This is a genomic window from Staphylococcus sp. HMSC057A08, from assembly GCF_001812925.1.
Classification (GTDB): Bacteria; Bacillota; Bacilli; order Staphylococcales; family Staphylococcaceae; genus Staphylococcus; species Staphylococcus hominis.
This window is the reverse complement of record NZ_KV810854.1, coordinates 465,729-490,804: the sequence shown is the minus strand read 5'-3', so window position 1 is coordinate 490,804 and position 25,076 is coordinate 465,729. Positions and strand designations below refer to the sequence as shown.

Genomic DNA, 25,076 nt, shown 5'->3' with positions numbered 1-25,076 from the left:
GATGATAACTGCTGAAAAAAAGAAAAAAAATAAATTTTTACCAAATTTTGAAAAACAATCAATATATTCGTTAAGATATGATGAAATGCAAAATTGGTTAGTTGAGCACGGACAACAAAAATTTAGAGCTAAACAAATTTTTGAATGGTTATATCAAAAGCGTGTAGACACTATTGATGAGATGACTAATTTATCTAAAGACTTAAGACAATTGTTAAAAGATAACTTTGTTATGACAACGTTAACTACCGTAGTTAAACAAGAAAGTAAAGATGGAACAATTAAGTTTTTATTTGAATTACAAGATGGTTATACTATTGAAACGGTATTAATGAGACACGATTACGGTAATTCTGTATGTGTAACGACTCAAGTTGGCTGTCGAATTGGTTGTACATTTTGTGCTTCAACTTTAGGTGGTTTAAAGCGTAACTTAGAGGCTGGCGAGATTGTATCTCAAGTACTTACAGTTCAAAAAGCACTTGATGCTACTAATGAACGTGTATCACAAATTGTTATTATGGGAATTGGTGAACCCTTCGAAAATTATGATGAAATGATGGACTTTTTAAAAATAGTCAATGATGATAATAGTTTAAACATTGGAGCGCGACATATTACAGTATCAACGTCAGGAATTATCCCACGTATTTATGACTTTGCTGATGAACAAATTCAAATTAATTTTGCAGTAAGTTTACATGCTGCTAAAGATGAAATTCGTTCAAAATTAATGCCAATTAATAGAGCGTATAATGTTGGAAAATTAATGGAAGCAATTAAATATTATCAAGAGAAAACGAATCGTCGAATTACATTTGAATATGGATTGTTTGGAGGCGTAAATGATCAACTTGAACATGCAAGAGATTTAGCACATTTAATTAAAGATTTAAACTGTCATGTGAATCTTATACCAGTCAATCATGTTCCTGAACGTAATTATGTTAAAACACCCAAAGATGATATTTTTAAATTTGAAAAAGAATTGAAACGTTTAGGCATCAATGCAACAATTAGAAGAGAACAAGGTTCAGATATAGATGCAGCATGTGGACAATTAAGAGCTAAGGAACGACAAGTAGAAACGAGGTAATCATCATGCTTAACGCACAGTTTTTCACAGATACTGGACAACATCGAGAAAAGAACGAAGACGCGGGAGGTATATTTTATAACCAAACACATCAACAATTGTTAGTGTTGTGTGATGGAATGGGTGGTCATAAAGCAGGTGAAGTTGCAAGTCAATTTGTTACTAATCAATTACAAGACTATTTTGAAAAAGAAAATTTTATTGAATTAGACCGAGCTGAATCATGGTTAAGTCAAACATTAAAAGATATTAATCTCGAATTATTTGAATATGCTACAACGAATGAAGAATATCGTGGTATGGGCACAACGTGTGTATGTGCCCTCATATTTGATAATAAAATTGTAGTAGCAAATATTGGTGATTCTAGAGCATACGTGATTAATTCAAGAGAAATTGAACAGATTACCTATGATCATTCATTTGTTAATCATTTGCTTATGACAGGACAAATTACTGAAGAAGAAGCGTTTAATCATCCTCAACGTAATATAATTACTAAAGTAATGGGTACCGATCGCCGAGTAAGTCCTGATATTTTTACAAAACGCATCAGTTACTATAATTATATATTACTTAATTCTGATGGACTGTCAGATTATGTAAGAAATCACGAAATAGAAACGTTAATGAATCAGTCTACATCATTAAATGAACTTGGAGAAGCACTGATACAAGCTGCCTTAGATCATCAATCTAAAGATAATGTGAGTGTACTATTAGCTGAAATTGAGGGTAATAATGTATGAATGGCAAGCTAATTAATGATCGCTATCAACTCTTAGATAAACTTGGTGGCGGAGGAATGAGTATGGTTTATCTTGCTGAAGACACTATACTTGAACGTAAAGTGGCTATTAAAGCAATTTCTATTCCCCAAAGCGAAAAAGATGAAACTATGAAACGTTTCTACAGAGAGGTAAATAGTGCTACACAAATTGTTCATGAAAATATCGTGGAAGTATATGATGTTGAAGAAGATGATGATAATTTCTATCTTATTATGGAATATATTGATGGGCCGACACTATCTGAGTATATACATAGTCATGGTCCATTGAATATAGAAACAGCTATTGATTTTATTAAGCAAATTTTAAATGGAGTAAAACAAGCGCATGAGCAACGTATTATACATAGAGATATTAAACCTCAAAATGTGCTAATTAATAAAGATAAAATTTTAAAAATTTTTGATTTCGGCATCGCAAAAGCGTTAAGTGAGACATCAATGACTCAAACAAATCATGTGCTTGGAACGGTTCAATATTTATCTCCAGAACAAGCTAAAGGAGATAAAACGAATGAAACAACCGATATCTATTCAATTGGTATAGTGTTGTATGAAATGTTAGTTGGTGAACCACCTTTTAGTGGAGAGACAGCTGTAAGTATTGCTATTAAACATATTCAAGAAACGGTTCCTAATATTACTGAAAAATATCCAAATATTCCACAATCTTTAAGTAATGTGGTACTTAAGGCGACTGAAAAAAATCCTAAAGATCGTTATCAAACGATAGAAGAAATGTATAATGATTTGAGTAGTGTGCTTGTTACAAGCAGATTAAATGAAGAAAAGCATACGCGTATAAGTGATACCACCCAAACAGTACCCATTGATAAAAAAGAAATAAAAAATAAACTCGAAGAAGAAACTCATAAAAAAGATATAGCGCAAACGATGCAAATTCCTATTATCAATCATCATAAATTTCAAGCAAGTGAAAATAATGTATACACACCTAAACGTAAAAAACGTTCTAAAAAGAAAAAGTTCGCTATTATTTTTATTTTAGCGCTTTTATTATTAAGTTTGATTGGGTTTATCGCTTGGGGCATGCTTAGTGATAAATATACAGAAATGCCTGATTTAACGGGTAAAACTGAAAAAGAAGCAGAAAAAGTATTAAAAGCTTCGCATTTAGAAATAGGACATATATCTAGAGAATATAATGATGACTATCCCGAAAATAAAATTATTAACTCCAATCCTAAAGCAGGAGAACGTGTTAACCAACAAGAAAAAGTAGATGTTGTGTTATCAAAAGGCCCAGAAAAGATAAATATGCCTAATGTGATCGGGATTAAAAAAGAAGAGGCTATAAAAAAACTTAAAGATCATAAATTAAATCATGTGACAATTAATCAAGAATATAATAGTCAAATGCCAAAAGGATATATTTTCAAGCAAAATATTAACCCTAATGAATCGGTGAAACTTAACGATCATCATATTGTACTGACTGAATCGTTAGGTGTAAAAAAAGTTTACGTCAAAGACTATGAAAATAAAAATTATCAAAATGCTAAAAAAGAATTAGAGTCGATGGGTCTAAACGTACAAGTTAAGACGACTAATAGGGATACTAAAGATAAGGATATCATTATTTCACAATCTCCAAAGCAGACTGAAGTAAATGAAGGAAGTACAGTAGAATTTATGGTTTCTAAGGGTAAAGATAAAAAAGAAGATTCAAAAAAGGACTCAGATTCTTCTGATGATAAGAAAGATAATCATACGACAAGCGTAAAAAATTATACGGAAACTTATCATATTCCGTATACTGGAAATGATGGAGAAAGTCAAAAGGTAAAGATTTATATTAGAGATAAAAATAATAGTGGTACACAGGTAAGTCAAACATACAATATTCACAAAGATAAGATCATTACTATTCCATTAAAAATTGAACAAGGTGATTCTGCTGGATATACGATTGAAGTAGATGACAATGTTATTGCAGATAAAGATATTGACTATGAATAAATTTCAAATATCAGAACAAGAGTAAGATAGTAATGATAAGTTATGCATCGTTTACTGTTTATACATTAACATGTATTTTATGATATAAATGATGTCAATTTTAAAAGGCAATTTCTATTGAAATAATATAGAAATTGTCTTTTTAACAACTATAATTTTATTATGTAAAGTTAACTTTTTTGAGCGATTTTAATGTCTTTCTATCCTTATCTTTATGATGATGGTATAGAATATATATTATTAATTCTATGTTTGCTATAATAATATAAATATAAATACTTAATTTGAGGTGTTAATTTGGAAACAGGACGTATTGTTAAATTAATTAGTGGAGTATATCAAGTAGATGTAGGTGGAAAAAAATATAATACTAAACCTCGTGGTCTTTTTAGAAAGAAAAAATTTTCTCCTGTAGTAGGAGATATCGTTGACTTTGATATTCAAAATGAAGATGAAGGTTATATTCACCACGTACATGAACGCCACAATGCATTAAAGCGTCCTCCAGTAAGTAATATTGATGGTCTGGTTATTGTAATGAGTGCGGTTGAACCTAATTTTTCAACACAATTGTTAGATAGATTTTTAGTGATTGCACATTCTTACAACTTATCTCCTAGTATATTAGTCACTAAAAAAGATATTGCTAGTGAAACGCAAATCAGTCATATCGAAACATTACTAAATACATATAAGGAAATAGGATATTCTGTTCAATTTGTAGGTAAAGAAACTGATAAAGTTGATATTGTGAATACCTGGCCTAATGGTCTAATTGTGCTAAGTGGACAATCTGGTGTTGGAAAATCAACATTTATAAATACGTTTAAACCAGAACTAAATCTTGAAACCAATGATATTTCTAAATCACTTAATCGAGGTAAACATACGACAAGACATGTAGAACTATTTGAAAGAGAAAATGGTTTTATAGCAGATACACCTGGTTTTAGTGCACTTGATTTTGATCATATTGAAAAAGATGATGTAAAGTATTACTTTAAAGAAATTAATGCTTTTGGAAATGATTGTAAATTTAGAAATTGTAATCATATTAAAGAACCTAAATGCAATGTTAAACATCAATTAGAAAACAATAATTTAGCGCAATTTCGCTATGAACATTATTTACAATTAGTTAATGAAATTTCGAATAGAAAGGTTAGATATTAATGAGACACATTTTTCCTTCTTTATTATCAGTCGATTTTTTGAATTTAAAACAGGAAATACAATTATTAGAAAAAGCAGGCGTTGACGGTCTACATTTTGATGTTATGGATGGTCAATTTGTACCTAATATATCAATTGGATTACCCATATTAGATGCAGTAAGATCAACTACGCAATTACCAATTGATGTACACCTCATGATTGAGAATCCTGAAAACTATATTGAGACATTTGCAAAACATGGGGCAGACATGATTTCAGTCCATATTGAATCAACCCCTCATATTCATCGTGCTATTCAACTTATCAAAAGTCTAGATAAAAAAGCAGGTGTAGTAATTAATCCTGGCACCCCTGTAGATAGGGTCGTACCTGTTCTTTCTATGGTGGATTATGTTTTAGTAATGACGGTTAATCCTGGATTTGGTGGACAAACATTTATCGACATGTGTGCTTCAAAAATTAAGTTATTAAATGATTTGAAGTCATCTTTTAATTTAAATTTTGATATTGAAGTCGATGGTGGTATAAATGATAAAACGATAGATATTTGTGCAAAACATGGGGCTAACCTTTTTGTTACAGGTTCATACTTTTTTAACCAAGATGATTATAAAACAGTGACTAAAATATTGAGAGGTTGAGATAATGAAAATTAATTTACTATGTGGAGATCGGCATTTACCCCCTCATATTTTTTCAAAATTATCAACTGAATCGTGGGGCGGAATAGACCGTGGGACTTTAATTCTTTCTGAACAAAGTATTGTACCTGTTTTTTCAGTGGGCGATTTTGACTCCGTCAATGATGAAGAAAGAGAAATTTTAAAAAAAACATTAAATATTCATCCAGTTAAAGCTGAAAAAGATGACACTGATTTAGCATTAGGCGTAGAACAAGCCATTCAAAAGGGATATACAGAAATAGATATCTATGGAGCAACGGGTGGAAGATTAGATCATTTTATGGGAACATTACAAATTCTTTTCAAGTCAGTCTATATAAAAAAAGAAATTATAATTAAAGTAATAGATAAGCAAAATGAAATCATGCTACTTAATACTGGGACACATCAACTTCATAAATCTGATAAATATCAATATGTTTCATTTATTCCAGTAAATGGAGAAGTGATAGTATCTTTATCTGGGTTTAAATATAATTTAGATCATCAGCATTTAGAAATAGGCTCTACACTGACAATCTCTAATGAAGTCGATCAATCAATAGCGATTATCGAAGTTGAAAAAGGTCAAGTATTGCAAATGAGAAGTAAAGATTTAGAGTAATAAAAAAATGCCTTCACCACATATGAAGGCATTTTTAGTGCATTATATTTATTAAACTCTAGTAACTTTACCAGATTTTAAAGCACGAGCAGAAACCCAAACTTTTTTAGGTTTACCGTCAACTAAAATTCTAACTTTTTGAAGGTTAGCGTTAAATCTGCGTTTGTTCGCATTTAAAGCGTGTGAACGATTATTACCAGTCGTAGCTTTACGACCTGTTACGTAACATTGTTTACCCATCAAAGTACCTCCTTTAATAAATATAAATACACTTAACTACTTATATACTTTAAATAAGATACCATATATCAATATTTAAAGCAATAAAATCATATGTAATTTATGTTAATTGTTTTGAAAATGTAAATCTATGGTATAATTAACTATTGTGGAGTTATTATAATATATTTTTATGTAGATTGGCTTATTTATAAAATAGTTATCTTTATCATATATGTATACATCATTTTTAAATATGATTTTAACCATAATTCAGGAGGATAATGAAGATGACATTAGAGATCTTAAATGACTATGGCAAAATTGATATCTCAAATGAGGTCATTGCTTCTGTTGTAGGAAGTAAAGCTGTAGAAAGTTATGGCATTGTTGGCATGGCATCTAGACAACAAGTAAGAGACGGTATTGCTGAAATATTAGGACATGAGAATTATGCTAAAGGTATTGTTGTTAAAGAAGATAATGGTGTGATTGATATAGATATGTACATCATTGTAAGTTATGGTGTCAAAATTTCTGAAGTAGCTAACAATGTACAATCATCAGTAAAATATACACTCGAAAGTTCACTTAATATTAAAGTGAATTCTATTAATATTTTTGTACAAGGTGTAAGACTTAATAACAAGGGCAAGAAGGTATAGGAGGACAAAGCACGATGATTAGCAAAATTAATGGTAAATTATTTGCCGATATGATAATACAAGGGGCACACAATTTATCTAATAATGCAGATTTAGTTGATTCCCTTAATGTATATCCGGTACCTGATGGTGATACAGGAACAAATATGAATTTAACAATTACCTCAGGTCGCGAAGAAGTTGAAAATAATTTATCTCAAAGTATTGGTGAATTAGGTAAAACTTTTTCTAAAGGACTTTTAATGGGAGCACGTGGTAACTCTGGTGTTATTTTATCTCAATTATTTAGAGGATTTTGCAAAAATATTGAAGATGAAAAGGAAATTAATGCTCAACAATTTGCTAGTAGTTTTCAAGCAGGTGTCGATACAGCTTATAAAGCAGTCATGAAACCAGTTGAAGGAACTATTTTGACTGTTGCCAAAGATGCAGCAAGTGCAGCTATGACTAAAGCAGAAGAAACAGATGATTGCATCGAAGTAATGGAATATACAATCGAAAAAGCTGAGCAATCTTTAAATAATACGCCAAATTTATTAGCAGTTTTAAAAGAAGTAGGCGTAGTGGATAGTGGCGGTAAAGGTTTATTGTGTGTCTACGAAGGCTTTTTAAAAGGACTAAAAGGCGAAAAAGTTGAAGCTAACAAACAAAAATTAGACACAGAAGATTTGGTTCATGAAGAACATGATTTTCATGGGGTTATTAATACAGAAGATATTAAGTACGGTTATTGTACTGAAATGATGGTACGCTTTGGAAAAGATAAAAAAGAATTTAATGAACAAACATTCAGAAATGACATGAGCGAATTTGGTGATTCGTTATTAGTTATTAATGATGATGAAATAGTTAAAGTCCATGTACATACAGAAACACCAGGTGAAGTGTTCAATTATGGACAACAATATGGTGAGCTTATTAAATTAAAAGTAGAAAATATGCGTGAACAACATCGTGAAGTAATTAGAAAAGAACAAAGTCATCAACAAGCAACAGCTTCGCAACAACCTAAAACAGTTGAAACAGCAGTAATTGCCATTTCAATGGGTGAAGGTATCTCTGAGTTGTTCACTTCAATGGGTGTGACACACATTATTAGTGGTGGGCAAACAATGAATCCTTCTACAGAGGATATTGTTAAGGTGATTGAACAGTCTGAATGCCAGCGTGCAATTATCTTGCCAAATAATAAAAATATTAGAATGTCTAGTGATCAAGCAGCACAACTTGTTAAAGCTGATACAGTAGTCATTCCAACTACATCTATTCCTCAAGGTATTGCAGCACTTTTCCAATATGATGTTGCATCTACGTTAGAAGAAAATGCGTCTCATATGAATACAGCGTTAGAAACTGTTAAATCTGGCTCAATTACATTTGCTGTCAGAGATACTAAGATTGATGGTGTAGATATTAAAAAAGATGAATTTATGGGATTAGCTGAAAGTAAAATTGTGACTAGTAATGCAGATGAATTTAAAACTATTACTGGCTTATTAAGTACATTGTTAAATGAAGAAAGTGAAATCTTAACAGTGATTACTGGTGAAGATGCACAATCTGATATGACAACTCAATTAGAAGAATGGGTAGAAAATGAATATCCAGATGTTGAAATAGAAATCCATAAAGGTGATCAACCAATTTATCCATATTTATTTGCTGTAGAATAAAGTGAGATTTAATAGTGGGAGTGATAACGATGAAATGATTATCGTTGTCACTCCCCATTTTATATTTAATAAAAGTATTGAAAAATATGACACTGGAAAACTTACTTTAATAGGTTTTTCAAGACATAATGACCAGTCAATATATATTAAAATAGAAAAATATGCTATCAATAATGAACTGTAAAATAGAGGAAGATATCACAATTAAGAAGATAACTAATATTCAAAGAGTAATTAAAAAAATATCATATAATTTAGCAGTAATAATAACTGGGAATGTATGTATAAATCGTTTTTTGATTTAAACCTTGATGGAACATAAAAATACTTCGTACTTCTAAAATTTAAATAAGATTAAGAGCTAATGCAAAATCATTTAAAATAGATTTATGCTCTCTTTCATATTATTAGTTAAGTATGATAAAACGATATTAGTATTAAAAGTGAATGTTGTACGTTTAAATGAAGTGAGTGATATTCATTTGTCAAGTGGACTATAGTAAGATAGTATCACTAAATATTTATAATAAACGTGATAAAATATAAATAAGATTAAAAATATTAGGTGAGAAATAATGTCGAAAGTTAGTTTAATTGAAAGTCCATATCCGCTTCAATCTATAAAAGGACTTGGACCAAAGAGAATTGCTTTACTACATGAATTAAACATTCACACAATAGAAGATTTAGTGTTGTATTTACCAACGCGTTATGAAGATAATACTGTTGTAGATTTAAACTTAGCTGAAGATCAATCTACTGTGACAGTAGCAGGAGAAATTTATTCTGTACCCACGGTAGCCTTTTTTGGTCGGAATAAATCAAAATTAACTGTCCATTTAATGATTGATAATATCGCAGTTAAATGTGTATTTTTTAATCAACCGTATTTAAAAAAGAAAATTGAGTTAAATCAAACAGTGACAATAAAAGGTAAATGGAATCGTGCTAAACAAGAAATTAATGGCAATCGTATTTTTTTTAATGACACTCATACCTCTACTGAAGAAGTGAGATTAGAACCGGTATATCGACTTAAAGAAGGTATTAAACAAAAACAAATGCGTGATATGATTCATCAATCTCTTAATGATGTCACTATACATGAATGGATTACGGAGGAATTAAGACAAAGGTACAAATTGGAATTACTAGATTATACTATTAAAACGTTGCATCTACCTAAAGATAAACAAGCTCTTATGCGTGCGAGACGTACATATGCTTTTACTGAATTATTTATGTTTGAACTACGTATGCAATGGTTAAATCGCTTAGAAAAAGCTTCAGATGAAGCCATTGAAATTAATTATGATATTAATAAAGTGAAGTCATTTATCCAGTCGTTACCTTTTGAATTAACAGATGCACAGAAATCGAGCGTTAATGAAATATTTAGAGATTTGAAAGCGCCAATACGCATGCATCGTTTATTACAAGGTGATGTTGGGTCAGGGAAAACAGTTGTAGCAGCAATTTGTATGTATGCACTCAAAACTGCTGGATATCAATCTGCACTGATGGTACCTACAGAAATTTTGGCTGAACAACATGCAAATAGTTTAACAGAACTTTTTGGTGACCATATGAATGTTGCTTTATTAACTGGATCGGTAAAAGGAAAAAAAAGACGTGTATTGTTAGAACAATTAGAGAATGGAACGATCGATTGTTTAATTGGCACGCATGCATTGATTCAAGACGATGTAAAATTTAAAAATGTAGGGTTAGTTATTACTGATGAACAGCATCGTTTTGGTGTGAATCAACGTCAATTACTAAGAGAAAAAGGTGCTATGACTAACGTATTGTTTATGACTGCGACGCCTATACCGAGAACGTTAGCCATTTCAGTATTTGGAGAAATGGATGTGTCCTCAATTAAACAATTACCTAAAGGTCGAAAGCCAATTATTACACATTGGGCGAAACATGAACAGTATGACCAAGTGTTAGCTCAAATGACAAGCGAACTAAAAAAAGGACGTCAAGCCTATGTGATTTGTCCACTAATTGAAAGTTCTGAACACCTAGAAGATGTACAAAATGTTGTTGAACTTTTTGAGTCACTACAAGAGTTTTATGGTAAAACACATGTAGGTTTATTACATGGGAAAATGTCAGCAGACGAAAAAGATGATGTAATGGCACGTTTTAGTAATCATGATATTGATATCTTAGTGTCGACAACCGTAGTTGAAGTAGGCGTTAATGTTCCTAATGCTACATTTATGATGATTTATGATGCTGATCGCTTTGGATTATCTACACTACATCAACTTAGAGGTCGTGTTGGACGTAGTGAACATCAAAGTTATTGTGTATTAATTGCATCACCTAAAACAGAAACTGGCATAGAAAGAATGACCATTATGACACAAACTACAGATGGATTTGAATTAAGTGAATATGACTTAGAAATGAGAGGCCCTGGTGATTTCTTTGGAGTTAAACAAAGCGGGTTACCAGATTTTATGGTTGCTAATATAGTAGAAGATTATCGTATGCTAGAAGTAGCTCGTGATGAGGCCGCAGAACTCATTCAATCTGGGGAGTTTTTTACTGAGAAATATGAACGTTTAAGAGCATTTATCAACGACCACTTACTTAACATGAGTTTTGATTAACATCAGTAAACTGATATTTAATTCAAATTATTTATTATATGAGAATGTAATATTTGTTGAGGATAATAAATAGAAAGTGTTATGATATGTGAGGAATGATTAAGACTTGGTACTAAAATATTTAAAGGGGAGGAAAGTATGAAATTAAAAAAAACAGAACGTCGTCATGAGATTAAGAAGGCGATTAATGAAAACCCCTTTATTACGGATAGTGAATTGTGTGAATTATTCAACGTAAGTATTCAAACTATCCGTCTGGATCGCACACAACTTAATATTCCTGAATTACGTAAACGTATTAAATCTGTAGCCAAACAAAATTATGAATATATCAAAGGATTGGAAGCTAATGAAGTGATTGGGGATCTTATTCAAGTTAAACCTAATTATTCTGCCCAATCTATTATAGAAATTACAGAAGAGTATGTGTTTCAAAAAACACGTATTGCACGTGGGCATATTTTATTTGCTCAAGCTAATTCATTATGTGTAGCCCTAATACATAACTCTACTGTTTTAACTCAAGAAAGTAATTTGAAATTTATTGAAAAAGTAAAGTTGCATGATAATGTTAGAGCAAAAGCAACCGTAATCAATAGAACAAATCGACATTATGATATAAAAGTGGAATCTTTTGTAAAAGATACACTCGTTTTTACAGGCATATTTAAAATGTTTTATATAAGTGAGGATGAAAACCATGGTTAAAATTGCTGTAGATATGATGGGTGGCGACAATGCACCAGACATCGTATTAGAAGCTGTAGAGAAAGCAATCAATGATTTTAAAGATTTAGAAATTATTTTATTTGGTGATGAAAAACAATATACATTAAATCATAAGCGTATAGAATTTAGACATTGTTCAGAAAAAATTGAGATGGAAGATGAGCCTGTACGTGCCATTAAAAGAAAAAAAGACAGCTCAATGGTACGCATGGCAGAAGCGGTTAAATCTGGTGAGGCAGATGGTTGTGTATCTGCTGGTAATACAGGTGCTTTAATGTCAGCAGGGCTATTTATCGTCGGACGTATTAAAGGCGTAGCTAGACCAGCACTTGTTGTCACATTACCTACTATCGATGGTAAAGGATTTGTCTTTTTAGATGTTGGAGCCAATGCAGATGCAAAACCTGAACACTTATTGCAATATGCACAGCTAGGTAATATTTATGCTCAAAAAATTAGAGGTATTCAACAACCTAAAATATCATTGTTGAATATCGGAACTGAACCAGCAAAAGGAAATGCCTTGACTAAAAAAACATATCAATTATTAAAAGATGAAGCGAGTCTCCGATTTAATGGAAATATTGAGGCTAAAACATTGATGGAGGGTGACACAGATGTAGTTGTCACTGATGGTTATACTGGAAATATGGTACTAAAAAACATCGAAGGTACTGCTAAATCAATTGGAAAAATGTTAAAAGGTACACTACTAGCTAATTTAAAAAATAAGCTTGCTGCTGCGATATTGAAAAAAGATATCAGTAAGTTTGCGAAAAAATTAGACTATGCAGAATATGGTGGGTCTGTTCTTTTAGGGTTAGATGGTACTGTAGTAAAAGCACATGGTGGTTCAAATGCACGTGCATTCTATTCTGCAATTCGACAAGCTAAAATTGCTGGTGATGAACAAATAGTAAAAATTATGAGAGAAACGGTAGGTGGTGACAATGAGTAAAACTGCAATTGTTTTTCCTGGACAAGGTGCACAAAAAGTAGGAATGGCTAAAGATTTATATCATGTTAATAAAGATGCGACTTCTGTTTTAGAATCAGCGCAAACAACTGTTGATTTTGATTTATTAGAAACGATGTTTACAGATAAAGAGAAAAAATTAGGAGAAACTGAGAATACTCAACCTGCATTGTTAACACATAGTATTGCATTACTAGAAGCACTAAACCGTATAGATGCTGACTATACAATGGGGCATAGTCTTGGTGAATATTCAAGTTTAGTGGCTGCTGGCGTACTAAAATTTGAAGATGCAGTGAAAATTGTGCGTAAGCGTGGCGAATTAATGACTCAAGCTTTTCCAAATGGTGTAGGAAGTATGGCTGCTGTTTTAGGGTTAAGTTATGAAGAAGTAAATGAAATTTGTAAAGAAATTTCATTTGGAGATCAATTAATTGAACCTGCCAATATTAATGCACCAGGTCAAATTGTTGTATCTGGGCATAAGGCGCTGATTGATAAATTAACTAAAGAAGGAAAAATTTTAGGTGCGAAGCGTGTGATTCCTTTAGCAGTATCAGGTCCCTTCCATTCTTCAATGATGCAAGTAATTGAAGAGGATTTCGCTTCATTTATTGATCAATTCACTTGGAATGATGCTCAATTTCCTATCGTTCAAAATTATAATGCTCATGGAGAAACAAAAGCAGAAACGATTAAACAAAATATGGTGAAACAACTCTATTCACCAGTACAATTTATTAAATCTACAGAGTGGTTAATAGACCAAGGCGTGGATCATTTTATTGAAATTGGGCCTGGTAAAGTATTATCTGGTTTAATTAAAAAAATTAATCGAGATGTAAAAATTACATCGATTCAAACATTAGAAGATGTGAAAGGATGGAATGAAAATGACTAAAAGTGCATTAGTAACTGGTGCTTCTAGAGGAATTGGACGTAGTATTGCATTGCAATTAGCAGAAGATGGATTCAATGTAGCAGTTAATTACGCGGGTAATAAAGAAAAAGCAGAAGCAGTGGTTAAAGAAATCAAAGAAAAAGGCGTAGAAAGTTTTGCAATACAAGCAAACGTTGCTGAAGGTGATCAAGTCAAAGCCATGATTAAAGAAGTTGTAAATCAATTTGGCTCTTTAGATGTTCTTGTAAACAACGCAGGTATTACAAAAGACAATTTATTAATGCGAATGAAAGAGCAAGAATGGGATGACGTTATTAATACTAACTTAAAAGGGACATTTAATTGTATTCAAAAAGCTACGCCACAAATGTTACGCCAACGTAGCGGTGCTATTATCAATTTATCTAGTATTGTAGCGGCTATGGGTAATCCTGGACAAGCTAATTATGTAGCGACAAAAGCAGGTATTGAAGGACTGACAAAATCAAGTGCACGTGAACTTGCTTCACGTGGTATTACTGTTAATGCAGTTGCGCCTGGGTTTATCGTCTCAGATATGACAAATGCATTAAATGAAGATCTTAAATCACAAATGTTGGAGCAAATTCCATTATCACGTTTTGGAGAAGATAAAGATATTGCCTATGCAGTGTCATTTTTAGCATCTAATCGTGCGAAATATATTACTGGTCAAACGTTATCAGTTAATGGTGGCATGTATATGTAATATATACGTCATGTATTTAAAAGGATAAATAGTCATTATATCCTTTTAATAAATACTTGTGTTTTAGCCCTTAAAATGGGAAAATATAATAGTCTATGGATAGACACTTTTAAAGGAGGTGAATCGACGTGGAAAACTTCGATAAAGTAAAAGATATCATCGTTGACCGTTTAGGTGTAGACGCTGATAAAGTAACAGAAGATGCATCTTTCAAAGATGATTTAGGCGCTGACTCACTTGATATCGCTGAATTAGTGATGGAATTAGAAGACGAATTTGGTACTGAAATTCCTGATGAAGAAGCTGAAAAAATCAACACTGTTGGTGATGCAGTTAAATACATCAATAGTCTTGAAAAATAAAAACTTACATCTGAGTCGTCGTCATGATGGCTCAGATTTTTTTCATAGGACATCAATAACATGAACGGAGGTTTATCAATCATGCACCCGAAACAATCAGAAATGATTAAAGATTTTCAATATCAATTTGATAAAAAAATGAAGATGCTTGGTCTTAGTTATACTCATTTAGATGTGTACCAACAAGCGTTTTCGCACTCTAGCTTTATTAATGATTTTAATATGGATCGATTAGCGCATAACGAGCGTTTAGAATTTTTAGGAGATGCGGTATTAGAATTGACGGTTTCACGTTACCTTTTTGACAAATATCCTAATTTACCAGAAGGAAATTTAACTAAAATGAGAGCGACAATCGTATGTGAACCCTCACTTGTAATATTTGCAAATAAAATTGAATTAAATCAACTCATTTTACTTGGAAAAGGTGAAGAAAAAACAGGTGGTAGAACAAGACCTTCATTAGTATCAGATGCTTTTGAAGCGTTTATTGGGGCTTTATACTTAGACCAAGGCTTAGAAGTAGTCTGGAAGTTTGCTCAAAAAGTCATTTTTCCATATGTAGAACATAATGAATTAATTGGCGTGGTCGATTTTAAAACACAATTCCAAGAATATATTCATAGTCAAAGTAAAGGGGATGTGACGTATCATTTGATTAAAGAAGAAGGTCCAGCACACCATCGTTTATTTACATCTGAAGTGATTTTAGAAAATAAAGCAATCGCAAAAGGACAAGGCAGAACAAAAAAAGAATCTGAACAAAAAGCAGCTGAAAGTGCTTATCATAAGTTAAGAGATGAGAACAAATAATAATGAACGCATTTCATATATTATCTTCTTTTCAACAAGAATGAGTATGAATGAATTAAGGAGAAGAGTATGGTTTATTTGAAATCTATAGATACCATTGGCTTTAAGTCATTTGCAGATCGTACGAATGTACAGTTCGATAGAGGCGTGACAGCAATTGTTGGTCCAAATGGTAGTGGAAAAAGTAATATTACTGATGCGATTAAATGGGTTTTAGGAGAACAATCTGCTAAGTCGCTTCGTGGCTCTAAAATGGAAGATATTATTTTCTCAGGGGCAGAACATCGTCAAGCACAAAATTATGCAGAAGTACAATTAAAATTAGATAATTCTACAAGAGGGTTGCAGATTGAGGCTGATGATGTGATTGTAACACGTCGTCTTTATCGTAGTGGAGAGAGCGAATATTATTTAAATAATGATAGGGCACGTCTACGCGATATTACAGAGTTATTTTTAGATTCTGGTCTAGGAAAAGAAGCGTTTAGTATTATTTCACAAGGTAGAGTAGATGAAATTTTAAATGCTAAACCTGTTGATCGACGTCAAATCATAGAAGAATCAGCGGGTGTTTTAAAATATAAAAAAAGAAAAACGGAATCTTTACAAAAACTAGGTCATACAGAAGATAATCTATCTCGAGTAGAAGATATTTTATATGATTTAGAAGGGCGTGTTGAACCTCTAAAAGCAGAAGCATCTATTGCTAAAGAATACTTACAATTATCAAAAGAGATGGAGCATAGTGATGTTGTCGTAACTGTACACGATATTAATCAATATGATGAAGAGAATCGTCAACTCGATGAACGATTGAATCATCTAAAAAGCCAACAAGCTGAAAAAGAAGGCCAACAAGCTCAATTAAATCAATATTTACAAAAACAAAAAACACAACGTCAAAAGCTTGAAAGAGATACCGACCACGTTAATATAGATTTAATTACTACAACTGAGGAATATGAAAAATGTATTGGAAAATTAAATGTCCTTGAAGAGCGAAAAAGAAATCAATCAGAAACGAATGCACGTTTTGAAGAAGAATTAGATAATTTACAGTATGAATTAAAGAATGTTCAAGATGAAAGAGAACTTTCTTTAGAACAAGTATCTAAACTTAAAAAACAGCATCAATCGCTTAATAAAGAGATTAAACAGTTAGAATCAAAACTTAATCTTACAGATGCACAACATGATGAAAAATTAGAAGCTATTAAAAATGAATATTATGAATTAATGTCCGAGCAATCTGAAGTGAATAATGATATTCGTTTTTTAGAACGTACTATTCAAGAAAATGAAACCAAAAAAACACGTCTCGATGCAAGATTAATAGAAGTATTTGATCAACTTAAACATATTCAAAAGGACATACATCAAACCGAACAAGCGCATACTACTACATCACAAAAAATGAATGTAACAGAGAAAGACATGCGTGACGTTGAATATCGTTTATCTGAAGCAAAACGTATAGAAGCGACATATGAAGATAAGTTATATCAAGCGTATCGATATACTGATAAAATGCGTGTGCGTATGGAAAGTTTAGAAACACAAGCAGAAGACTATTCCTACTTTTTTAATGGAGTAAAACATATATTAAAAGCAAAAGAGAATACTTTAAGTGGTATTCATGGTGCAGTAGCCGAAGTCATCAAGGTACCATCAAAATTAACACAAGCGATTGAAACAGCGTTAGGAGCCTCCTTACAACACATTATTGTAAATAATGAAAAAGATGGTCGCCAGGCGATAAAATTTTTAAAACAACGAGGATTAGGAAGAGCAACATTTTTACCACTAAATGTAATTAGAGCAAGAAGTTTATCTCATCATATCCAAAATGTAGCTCGAAATTTTGATGGTTTTATTAATATTGCATCTGAAGCGGTTGAAGTTAATCAAACGTATCAAGCTGTCATAGATAATTTGATGGGTACTACAATTATAGTGGAGAATCTTAAAATTGCGAATGAACTTGCAAGAGCGATTCAATATAAAGCGCGAATCGTTACCTTAGAAGGAGATATTGTTAATCCAGGAGGATCAATGTCAGGTGGCGGAATGCGTCAATCAAAAAGTATTTTAGCTCAAAAAGATGAATTGACAACAATGAAAACACAATTAAACGACTACGAAGAGAAAACAAAAGAATTCGAACAACAATTGCAAAATCAAAAAGAGGAAGTTGAGACATTAAGTAATAAGTATGTAGATTTAAGTCAACAATATCATCAATTAAAAGCCACCGCTCACGAAGAAACATTGACTTTAGATCGATTAAAAAAACAAGAAACACATATAAAAAGTGAACATGAAGAATTTGAATTTGAGAAAAATGATGGCTATCAAAGTGAAAAAAGTCGTCATACATTAAAACAACAACAATTACGGTTATCTGAAATTCAAGAGCAACTAAAACAACTTGAAAAGGACATAGAGGTATATTCAAAGCTCTCTAAAGAGGGTAAAGAAAATGTATCGCAAGTTGAAAAAGAATTAAATCAAAAACGTTCTGATGTTGCAGTCGTTAAAGAAAAAATAAGTCATCAAACTATGTCGTTGGAAAGAATAGACAAACAACATGCACAAATTAACCAACAAATCATAGCAACTAAAGAGAAAATAGAATTATTTAATTCTGACGATATGATGGGCGAAAAAGCATTTCAACAGCTTCAATCAAGTATCCAAGATAAAGCGTCTCAACGTGACACATTAAAACAAAAACTTGATGCTTTAAAAGAACAAAAAGAGTCTATAAATGAAGATATTGAAATTCATGAGTACAAACTCGAACAATGCCATCAAGATTTATTATCCATTGAAAGTTTTTATCAAGATATTAAGGCCCAACAGTCTAAATTAGATGTTCTTATTAATCATGCAATGAATCATTTAAATGAAACGTATCATCTTACACTTGAACGTGCGAGAGAAACGTATCAATCAGATGTTCCAATAGAAACATTAAGAAAAAAAGTGAAATTAACTAAGATGTCAATTGAAGAATTAGGTTCAGTTAATGTTAATGCTATTGAACAATTTGAAGAATTAAATGAGCGTTATACATTTTTGAATGAACAGAGAAATGATTTAAGAGAAGCAAAACAGACTTTAGAACAAATCATTGATGAAATGGATCAAGAAGTAAAAGATCGTTTCAAAGCTACATTTTTTGAAGTACAAGATTATTTTACATCTGTATTTCAATCACTTTTTGGTGGTGGTCATGCTAAGTTAGAGCTTACGGATGATGATTACTTGTCTGCAGGAGTAGATATTATTGTTCAACCACCAGGTAAAAAATTACAACATCTTTCTCTATTAAGTGGTGGCGAACGCGCATTAAGTGCTATTGCATTACTATTTGCTATTTTAAAAGTAAGATCAGCACCATTTGTTATACTAGACGAAGTGGAAGCAGCTTTGGATGAAGCCAATGTTATTCGTTACGCACAATTTTTAAATGATTTATCTGAAAAAACACAGTTTATCGTCATTACGCATAGAAAAGGTACCATGGAGTATTCGGATCGTTTATATGGTGTTACAATGCAAGAGTCAGGCGTTTCAAAATTAGTAAGTGTAAATTTAAATACAATAGATGAGGTTATGAAGGAGGAAAATGCATGAGTTTTTTCAAACGACTGAAAGATAAATTTTCTACAAAGTCGACTGAAGATATTGAAAAGGAATTAACGGAAGATGAGGAATTAGATCAACCATCAACAAAAGACAATGAACAAGAAAATGAAGAACCCGCACCAAAAAAGAAAAAACCACGTAAATTAAGCGAAGCTGACTTCGATGAAGATGGGTTAATTTCAATTGAAGATTTTGAAGAAATTGAAGCTCAAAAAATGGGAGCGAAATTTAAAGCAGGTTTAGAAAAATCAAGAGAAAACTTCCAAGAGCAATTAAATAACTTGATTGCACGTTATCGAACTGTAGATGAAGATTTCTTCGAAGCTTTAGAAGAAATGTTGATTACTGCGGATGTAGGTTTCAATACGGTTATGCAATTAACGGATGAATTACGTACAGAAGCACAACGTCGTAATATCAAAGAAACTGAAGGTTTAAGAGAAGTTATCGTTGAAAAAATTGTAGAAATTTATCATCAAGAAGATGATCATTCAGAAGCAATGAATATCGAAGATGGCCGATTAAATGTCATTTTAATGGTTGGGGTCAATGGTGTAGGTAAAACTACAACGATTGGTAAATTGGCACATCGTTATAAAATGGAAGGTAAAAAAGTTATGTTGGCTGCTGGTGATACTTTCAGAGCAGGTGCAATTGAACAATTACAAGTTTGGGGCGATCGTGTAGGCGTAGAGGTAATCAGACAAAGCGAAGGTTCTGATCCTGCAGCAGTTGTTTATGATGCAATCAATGCGGCTAAGAATAAAGGTGTAGATATATTAATTTGTGATACAGCAGGTCGTTTACAAAATAAATCAAACTTAATGCAAGAATTGGACAAAATGAAAAGAGTCATTAGTCGTGCTGTTCCAGATGCACCACATGAAGCATTATTATGTTTAGACGCAACCACTGGTCAAAATGCACTATCACAAGCACGTTCATTCAAAGAAGTAACCAACGTTTCAGGGATTGTGCTCACTAAATTAGATGGCACAGCAAAAGGTGGTATTGTACTTGCTATTCGAAATGAATTGCATATTCCTGTTAAATACGTTGGTTTAGGTGAAAAACTAGATGATTTACAACCATTTAATCCTGAAAGTTATGTATATGGACTGTTTGCTGATATGATTGAGCAAAATGATAATATCCCTGATGAAATGCAAAGCTTAACAAACAATAATGAGGAACACCAAAATGGGGAAAAATGATTTAGTTAAAACGTTAAGAATGAATTATCTATTTGATTTTTATCATTCTTTGCTTACTGAAAAACAAAAGAATTATCTTGAATTATTTTATCTAAATGATTACTCATTAAGTGAAATTGCTGAAACGTTTAAAGTGAGTAGACAAGCGGTTTATGATAATATAAGAAGAACTGGCGATTTAGTAGAAGACTATGAAACTAAATTAAAGTTATATGAGAAATTTGAACAACGTCAAATGATTTATAACGAAATGAAACAATCCATTCATGATACTAAAAAACTGGAACATTTAATCCAAAATTTAGAAGAACTAGAATAATTTATAAGGAGGTTGTTAATATGGCATTTGAAGGATTATCCGATCGTTTACAAGCCACGATGCAAAAAATTCGCGGTAAAGGTAAAGTAACAGAAGCGGATATTAAAACAATGATGCGTGAAGTTAGATTAGCATTGTTAGAAGCCGATGTTAACTTCAAGGTAGTCAAAGACTTTGTTAAAACAGTTTCCGAACGTGCTTTGGGATCAGACGTTATGCAGTCTTTAACACCTGGACAACAAGTTATAAAAATAGTACAAGATGAATTAACACAATTAATGGGTGGAGAAAATACATCTATTAAAATGGCTAATAAGCCACCCACAGTTGTAATGATGGTTGGTTTACAAGGGGCAGGTAAAACAACTACTGCTGGTAAATTGGCATTGTTAATGCGAAAAAAATATAATAAAAAGCCAATGTTAGTAGCAGCCGACATATATCGTCCAGCTGCGATTAATCAATTACAAACAGTAGGTAAACAACTTGATGTACCTGTTTATAGTGAAGGTGATCAAGTTAAACCACAACAAATTGTAGATAACGCATTAAGATATGCTAAAGAAGAACATTTGGACTTTGTAATTATCGATACGGCGGGACGTTTACACATTGATGAAACATTAATGAATGAATTAGCTGATGTTAAAGAAATCTCAAAACCAGATGAAATTATGCTTGTTGTAGATGCAATGACAGGACAAGATGCTGTGAACGTTGCGCAATCATTTGATGAGCAATTAGATGTCACTGGTGTGACTTTAACTAAATTAGATGGAGATACTCGTGGTGGTGCGGCACTTTCTATCCGTGCAGTAACACATAAACCAATTAAATTTGTTGGTATGAGTGAAAAAATGGATGGTTTAGAATTATTCCATCCAGAGCGTATGGCATCTCGTATACTAGGTATGGGTGATGTATTAAGTCTTATCGAAAAAGCGCAACAAGATGTGGACCAAGAAAAAGCTAAAGATTTAGAAAAGAAAATGCGTGAGTCTTCATTTACATTAGATGACTTCTTAGAACAATTGGATCAAGTGAAGAATCTAGGACCACTGGATGATATTATGAAGATGATTCCAGGTATGAATAAAATGAAAGGCTTAGATAAGCTAAATATGAGCGATAAACAAATTGACCATATTAAAGCTATTATTCAATCAATGACACCTAATGAAAGACAAGATCCAGCAATTTTAAATGTTTCAAGAAAGAAACGTATAGCAAAAGGCTCAGGCCGTTCATTGCAGGAAGTGAATCGTTTAATGAAACAATTTAATGATATGAAAAAAATGATGAAACAATTTACGGGTAATGGTCGTAAAGGTAAAAAAGGTAAACGTAGCCAAATGGAAAATATGTTAAAAGGCATGAATTTACCATTCTAGAAAGTAATGAAGACGGAATAACATTTTAAGTGTTATTCCGCTTTTTCATAAATAAGTAAAGGAATGCATGTATATTGGTATATGCATAACCAAAATGAATAAAGATAAGCCCTAGCTAAAGCTAGTACATAATCAAATTTACGATTTATTTCATAAATCTAGATTTGGTAAAGAAAAAAATCTTTACAAAGTTGAATGTTCCTGTTATTATTATTTCTTGTAGAAAATAAAAATTAAAAGATTTAAAGGAGAGTTTTATAAATGGCAGTTAAAATTCGCTTAACTCGTTTAGGTTCAAAAAGAAATCCATTCTATCGTATCGTTGTAGCTGATGCGCGTTCACCTCGTGATGGTCGTATCATCGAACAAATCGGTACTTACAATCCAGCAAGTGTAAATGCACCAGAAGTTAAAATCGATGAAGAATTAGCTTTGAAATGGTTAAAAGACGGTGCAAAACCAACTGATACTGTTCACAATATCTTATCAAAACAAGGTATTTTAAAAACATTTGATGAACAAAAACGTTCAAAATAATTGATAATAATATCATATAATAACTGGTCTGTGACATAAGGTATGTCACAGGCTTTTATTATATGTGCACTCTATAAGAAACATGTTAATATGTATAAATAAACGACTATGTAAGGAGGATAAGGATGCAAGTAGAAGTAGGACAAATTGTAAATACACATGGGATTAAAGGAGAAATAAAAGTAAAATCTAATTCCGATTTTACTGATACACGTTTTCAACCTGGAGAAGTCCTTATCGTAAATCACCACCATAATGAAATAGAAATGACTATTACATCATATCGTATACATAAAGGATTCCACATGCTTAAATTTGAAGGTATTAATAATATTAATGACATCGAACAATATAAAGGAGATTATTTATTCCAAGAACGTGATCATGAGGATATTGAATTGAATGAAAACGAATTTTATTATTCTGATATTATTGGGTGTACGGTGTTTAATAATGATACACCAATTGGAAGAGTAATTAATATTTTTGAAACTGGTGCCAATGATGTATGGGTTGTTAAAGGTGACAAAGAGTACCTTATCCCATATATAGCAGATGTCGTTAAAGAAGTAGATGTTGAACATAAAACAATTTGTATTACGCCAATGGAAGGATTATTAGAATAATGAAAATAGATTACCTAACATTATTTCCAGAAATGTTCGACGGCGTTCTAAATCATTCGATTTTGAAGCGTGCGCAAGATAAAAATATTATTGAAATTAATACTGTAAACTTTAGAGATTACGCTGAAAATAAACATAATCAAGTGGATGATTATCCGTATGGTGGCGGTCAAGGAATGGTTTTAAAACCAGAACCAGTATTTAATGCAATGCAAGATTTAAAGCGTACTGATAAAACGCGTGTCATTCTCATGTGTCCTCAAGGACGACCATTCTCTCAAGCAATTGCTGAAGAATTGAGTGAAGCTGAACATATTGTATTTATTTGTGGACATTACGAAGGATATGACGAAAGAATTAGAGAAAATTTAGTAACCGATGAAATTTCAATGGGGGATTATGTATTGACTGGTGGAGAATTACCAGCTATGACTATGACTGATGCTATCGTTAGGTTAATTCCTGGAGTACTTGGTAATGAACAATCCCATCAAGATGATTCTTTCTCAGATGGTTTACTTGAATTCCCACAATATACGCGACCAAGAGAATATAAAGATATGACTGTACCTGACGTATTATTATCTGGAAATCATGCAAATATAGAAAAATGGCGACATGAACAAAAATTAATACGCACTTTGCATAAACGTCCGGATTTACTAGAAAAGTATCAATTAAGTGATAAGGATAAAGAATTTTTAGAAAGCTATAAAAATCAATTGAAAAACAACTAGGAGTATGCTAATATATATCAAGTGTGAAAAGACACTAAAAATCACTATGATCCGCTGCTATATGATTGTCTAGGCAAGAACATAGGTTGAAGGAGAGTATAAAAATGAGTAATCATAAGTTAATCGAAGCAGTTACAAAATCACAATTACGCACAGACTTACCAACTTTCCGTACTGGTGACACGTTACGTGTACACGTACGTATCGTCGAAGGTTCACGTGAACGTATCCAAGTTTTCGAAGGTGTTGTAATTAAACGCCGTGGTGGAGGAATTTCTGAAACTTTCACAGTTCGTAAAATTTCTTCAGGTGTAGGTGTGGAACGTACATTCCCATTACACACTCCAAAAATCGAAAAAATCGAAGTTAAACGTCGCGGTAAAGTACGTCGTGCTAAATTATACTACTTACGTAGTTTACGTGGTAAAGCTGCAAGAATTCAAGAAATTCGCTAATCAGTATATAGAAAACCATACTAAAAAATGGGTAAGTTAATACGCATTTAAAAAAGAGTCCGGGACTAAAGTTCCAGGATAAGTAAAAAAGGACAATTTCTATTGAAATAATATAGAAATTGTCT

At 32.0% G+C, this 25,076-nt stretch carries 24 protein-coding genes; 23 read left to right on the top strand and 1 reads right to left on the bottom strand.

From position 1 onward, the window contains the following. Window position 1: 1 nt before the first annotated feature. The 6 genes from rlmN to HMPREF2881_RS06910 all read left to right on the top strand — a co-directional run bounded on the left by rlmN (window position 2) and on the right by HMPREF2881_RS06910 (window position 6,329). Window positions 2-1,096, top strand: coding sequence for a dual-specificity RNA methyltransferase RlmN (gene rlmN, locus HMPREF2881_RS06935; RefSeq protein ID WP_002448746.1), 1,095 nt, complete (start codon window positions 2-4; stop codon window positions 1,094-1,096). 5 nt (window positions 1,097-1,101) lie between these two features. Further along, a complete protein-coding gene (locus HMPREF2881_RS06930; protein ID WP_002448792.1) occupies window positions 1,102-1,845 on the top strand; it encodes a Stp1/IreP family PP2C-type Ser/Thr phosphatase in 744 nt (247 codons plus the stop codon). Beyond that, window positions 1,842-3,866, top strand: a complete 2,025-nt coding sequence (gene pknB / locus HMPREF2881_RS06925) for a Stk1 family PASTA domain-containing Ser/Thr kinase (protein WP_002448778.1) — start codon at window positions 1,842-1,844, stop codon at window positions 3,864-3,866. The genes HMPREF2881_RS06930 and pknB overlap by 4 nt, the downstream gene beginning before the upstream one ends. 297 nt (window positions 3,867-4,163) lie before the next feature. Next, a complete protein-coding gene (rsgA, locus tag HMPREF2881_RS06920) occupies window positions 4,164-5,039 on the top strand; it encodes a ribosome small subunit-dependent GTPase A (RefSeq protein ID WP_002448849.1) in 876 nt (291 codons plus the stop codon). Then, window positions 5,039-5,683: a ribulose-phosphate 3-epimerase gene (rpe, locus tag HMPREF2881_RS06915; protein ID WP_002448758.1), complete on the top strand. Its 645-nt coding sequence runs from the start codon at window positions 5,039-5,041 to the stop codon at window positions 5,681-5,683. The genes rsgA and rpe overlap by 1 nt, the downstream gene beginning before the upstream one ends. A gap of 4 nt (window positions 5,684-5,687) precedes the next feature. Further along, window positions 5,688-6,329: a thiamine diphosphokinase gene (locus HMPREF2881_RS06910; protein ID WP_002455439.1), complete on the top strand. Its 642-nt coding sequence runs from the start codon at window positions 5,688-5,690 to the stop codon at window positions 6,327-6,329. Between the two features lie 51 nt (window positions 6,330-6,380). Here the strand turns inward: HMPREF2881_RS06910 and rpmB are convergent, their stop codons facing one another. Further along, a complete protein-coding gene (gene rpmB / locus HMPREF2881_RS06905; RefSeq protein WP_002448748.1) occupies window positions 6,381-6,569 on the bottom strand; it encodes a 50S ribosomal protein L28 in 189 nt (62 codons plus the stop codon). Between the two features lie 269 nt (window positions 6,570-6,838). Between rpmB and HMPREF2881_RS06900 the strand changes: the two genes are divergently transcribed. The 17 genes from HMPREF2881_RS06900 to rplS all read left to right on the top strand — a co-directional run bounded on the left by HMPREF2881_RS06900 (window position 6,839) and on the right by rplS (window position 24,951). Next, window positions 6,839-7,213, top strand: a complete 375-nt coding sequence (locus HMPREF2881_RS06900) for an Asp23/Gls24 family envelope stress response protein (RefSeq protein ID WP_002448841.1) — start codon at window positions 6,839-6,841, stop codon at window positions 7,211-7,213. Window positions 7,214-7,227: 14 nt separating this feature from the next. Further along, window positions 7,228-8,886 (top strand): fatty acid kinase catalytic subunit FakA, encoded by a 1,659-nt coding sequence (gene fakA / locus HMPREF2881_RS06895; RefSeq protein ID WP_002448785.1) that lies wholly within the window; start codon window positions 7,228-7,230, stop codon window positions 8,884-8,886. A 575-nt stretch (window positions 8,887-9,461) separates the two neighbouring features. Continuing rightward, entirely contained in the window at window positions 9,462-11,513 is a 2,052-nt protein-coding gene (gene recG, locus HMPREF2881_RS06890) for an ATP-dependent DNA helicase RecG (RefSeq protein ID WP_002448724.1), read from the top strand. 138 nt (window positions 11,514-11,651) lie between these two features. Next, the gene (gene fapR, locus HMPREF2881_RS06885) at window positions 11,652-12,221 is read left to right on the top strand and encodes a transcription factor FapR (protein ID WP_002448822.1); all 570 of its coding nucleotides are present in this window, start codon (window positions 11,652-11,654) and stop codon (window positions 12,219-12,221) included. After that, window positions 12,214-13,200 (top strand): phosphate acyltransferase PlsX, encoded by a 987-nt coding sequence (plsX, locus tag HMPREF2881_RS06880; protein WP_002448776.1) that lies wholly within the window; start codon window positions 12,214-12,216, stop codon window positions 13,198-13,200. The genes fapR and plsX overlap by 8 nt, the downstream gene beginning before the upstream one ends. Next, window positions 13,193-14,119, top strand: coding sequence for an ACP S-malonyltransferase (gene fabD, locus HMPREF2881_RS06875; protein ID WP_002448827.1), 927 nt, complete (start codon window positions 13,193-13,195; stop codon window positions 14,117-14,119). The genes plsX and fabD overlap by 8 nt, the downstream gene beginning before the upstream one ends. Next, window positions 14,112-14,846 (top strand): 3-oxoacyl-[acyl-carrier-protein] reductase, encoded by a 735-nt coding sequence (gene fabG / locus HMPREF2881_RS06870; RefSeq protein ID WP_002448838.1) that lies wholly within the window; start codon window positions 14,112-14,114, stop codon window positions 14,844-14,846. The genes fabD and fabG overlap by 8 nt, the downstream gene beginning before the upstream one ends. A 128-nt stretch (window positions 14,847-14,974) precedes the next feature. After that, the gene (locus HMPREF2881_RS06865; RefSeq protein WP_001830184.1) at window positions 14,975-15,208 is read left to right on the top strand and encodes an acyl carrier protein; all 234 of its coding nucleotides are present in this window, start codon (window positions 14,975-14,977) and stop codon (window positions 15,206-15,208) included. A gap of 81 nt (window positions 15,209-15,289) precedes the next feature. Next, complete coding sequence (gene rnc / locus HMPREF2881_RS06860; RefSeq protein ID WP_002448736.1) at window positions 15,290-16,021, top strand: ribonuclease III; 732 nt, start codon at window positions 15,290-15,292, stop codon at window positions 16,019-16,021. A gap of 69 nt (window positions 16,022-16,090) precedes the next feature. Then, window positions 16,091-19,660: a chromosome segregation protein SMC gene (gene smc / locus HMPREF2881_RS06855; protein ID WP_002448861.1), complete on the top strand. Its 3,570-nt coding sequence runs from the start codon at window positions 16,091-16,093 to the stop codon at window positions 19,658-19,660. Then, window positions 19,657-20,886 carry a signal recognition particle-docking protein FtsY gene (gene ftsY, locus HMPREF2881_RS06850; protein ID WP_002488662.1) on the top strand — a complete coding sequence of 410 codons (1,230 nt, stop codon included), beginning with the start codon at window positions 19,657-19,659 and terminating at the stop codon, window positions 20,884-20,886. Before smc ends, ftsY begins: the two co-directional genes overlap by 4 nt. Next, on the top strand, window positions 20,873-21,205 hold the full coding sequence (locus HMPREF2881_RS06845) for a putative DNA-binding protein (protein ID WP_002448806.1): 333 nt from the start codon (window positions 20,873-20,875) through the stop codon (window positions 21,203-21,205). Before ftsY ends, HMPREF2881_RS06845 begins: the two co-directional genes overlap by 14 nt. 20 nt (window positions 21,206-21,225) lie before the next feature. Continuing rightward, window positions 21,226-22,596 carry a signal recognition particle protein gene (gene ffh, locus HMPREF2881_RS06840; RefSeq protein ID WP_002448737.1) on the top strand — a complete coding sequence of 457 codons (1,371 nt, stop codon included), beginning with the start codon at window positions 21,226-21,228 and terminating at the stop codon, window positions 22,594-22,596. A gap of 261 nt (window positions 22,597-22,857) precedes the next feature. After that, on the top strand, window positions 22,858-23,133 hold the full coding sequence (gene rpsP / locus HMPREF2881_RS06835; RefSeq protein ID WP_002448807.1) for a 30S ribosomal protein S16: 276 nt from the start codon (window positions 22,858-22,860) through the stop codon (window positions 23,131-23,133). Between the two features lie 125 nt (window positions 23,134-23,258). Further along, the gene (gene rimM, locus HMPREF2881_RS06830; protein WP_002448854.1) at window positions 23,259-23,759 is read left to right on the top strand and encodes a ribosome maturation factor RimM; all 501 of its coding nucleotides are present in this window, start codon (window positions 23,259-23,261) and stop codon (window positions 23,757-23,759) included. After that, on the top strand, window positions 23,759-24,496 hold the full coding sequence (gene trmD / locus HMPREF2881_RS06825) for a tRNA (guanosine(37)-N1)-methyltransferase TrmD (protein WP_002448830.1): 738 nt from the start codon (window positions 23,759-23,761) through the stop codon (window positions 24,494-24,496). Before rimM ends, trmD begins: the two co-directional genes overlap by 1 nt. Window positions 24,497-24,600: 104 nt before the next feature. After that, window positions 24,601-24,951 carry a 50S ribosomal protein L19 gene (gene rplS, locus HMPREF2881_RS06820; RefSeq protein ID WP_002448843.1) on the top strand — a complete coding sequence of 117 codons (351 nt, stop codon included), beginning with the start codon at window positions 24,601-24,603 and terminating at the stop codon, window positions 24,949-24,951. The last annotated feature ends 125 nt before the right edge of the window (window positions 24,952-25,076 follow it).

Bases quoted from the DNA above. Each gene is read 5' to 3' on its own strand.
- rlmN (WP_002448746.1), top strand. From the start codon at position 2: ATGATAACTGCTGAAAAAAAGAAAAAAAATAAATTTTTACCAAATTTT.
- HMPREF2881_RS06930 (WP_002448792.1), top strand. From the start codon at position 1,102: ATGCTTAACGCACAGTTTTTCACAGATACTGGACAACATCGAGAAAAG.
- pknB (WP_002448778.1), top strand. From the start codon at position 1,842: ATGAATGGCAAGCTAATTAATGATCGCTATCAACTCTTAGATAAACTT.
- rpe (WP_002448758.1), top strand. From the start codon at position 5,039: ATGAGACACATTTTTCCTTCTTTATTATCAGTCGATTTTTTGAATTTA.
- HMPREF2881_RS06910 (WP_002455439.1), top strand. From the start codon at position 5,688: ATGAAAATTAATTTACTATGTGGAGATCGGCATTTACCCCCTCATATT.
- rpmB (WP_002448748.1), bottom strand. From the start codon at position 6,569: ATGGGTAAACAATGTTACGTAACAGGTCGTAAAGCTACGACTGGTAAT.
- HMPREF2881_RS06900 (WP_002448841.1), top strand. From the start codon at position 6,839: ATGACATTAGAGATCTTAAATGACTATGGCAAAATTGATATCTCAAAT.
- fakA (WP_002448785.1), top strand. From the start codon at position 7,228: ATGATTAGCAAAATTAATGGTAAATTATTTGCCGATATGATAATACAA.
- recG (WP_002448724.1), top strand. From the start codon at position 9,462: ATGTCGAAAGTTAGTTTAATTGAAAGTCCATATCCGCTTCAATCTATA.
- fapR (WP_002448822.1), top strand. From the start codon at position 11,652: ATGAAATTAAAAAAAACAGAACGTCGTCATGAGATTAAGAAGGCGATT.
- plsX (WP_002448776.1), top strand. From the start codon at position 12,214: ATGGTTAAAATTGCTGTAGATATGATGGGTGGCGACAATGCACCAGAC.
- fabD (WP_002448827.1), top strand. From the start codon at position 13,193: ATGAGTAAAACTGCAATTGTTTTTCCTGGACAAGGTGCACAAAAAGTA.
- fabG (WP_002448838.1), top strand. From the start codon at position 14,112: ATGACTAAAAGTGCATTAGTAACTGGTGCTTCTAGAGGAATTGGACGT.
- rnc (WP_002448736.1), top strand. From the start codon at position 15,290: ATGCACCCGAAACAATCAGAAATGATTAAAGATTTTCAATATCAATTT.
- smc (WP_002448861.1), top strand. From the start codon at position 16,091: ATGGTTTATTTGAAATCTATAGATACCATTGGCTTTAAGTCATTTGCA.
- ftsY (WP_002488662.1), top strand. From the start codon at position 19,657: ATGAGTTTTTTCAAACGACTGAAAGATAAATTTTCTACAAAGTCGACT.
- HMPREF2881_RS06845 (WP_002448806.1), top strand. From the start codon at position 20,873: ATGGGGAAAAATGATTTAGTTAAAACGTTAAGAATGAATTATCTATTT.
- ffh (WP_002448737.1), top strand. From the start codon at position 21,226: ATGGCATTTGAAGGATTATCCGATCGTTTACAAGCCACGATGCAAAAA.
- rpsP (WP_002448807.1), top strand. From the start codon at position 22,858: ATGGCAGTTAAAATTCGCTTAACTCGTTTAGGTTCAAAAAGAAATCCA.
- rimM (WP_002448854.1), top strand. From the start codon at position 23,259: ATGCAAGTAGAAGTAGGACAAATTGTAAATACACATGGGATTAAAGGA.
- trmD (WP_002448830.1), top strand. From the start codon at position 23,759: ATGAAAATAGATTACCTAACATTATTTCCAGAAATGTTCGACGGCGTT.
- rplS (WP_002448843.1), top strand. From the start codon at position 24,601: ATGAGTAATCATAAGTTAATCGAAGCAGTTACAAAATCACAATTACGC.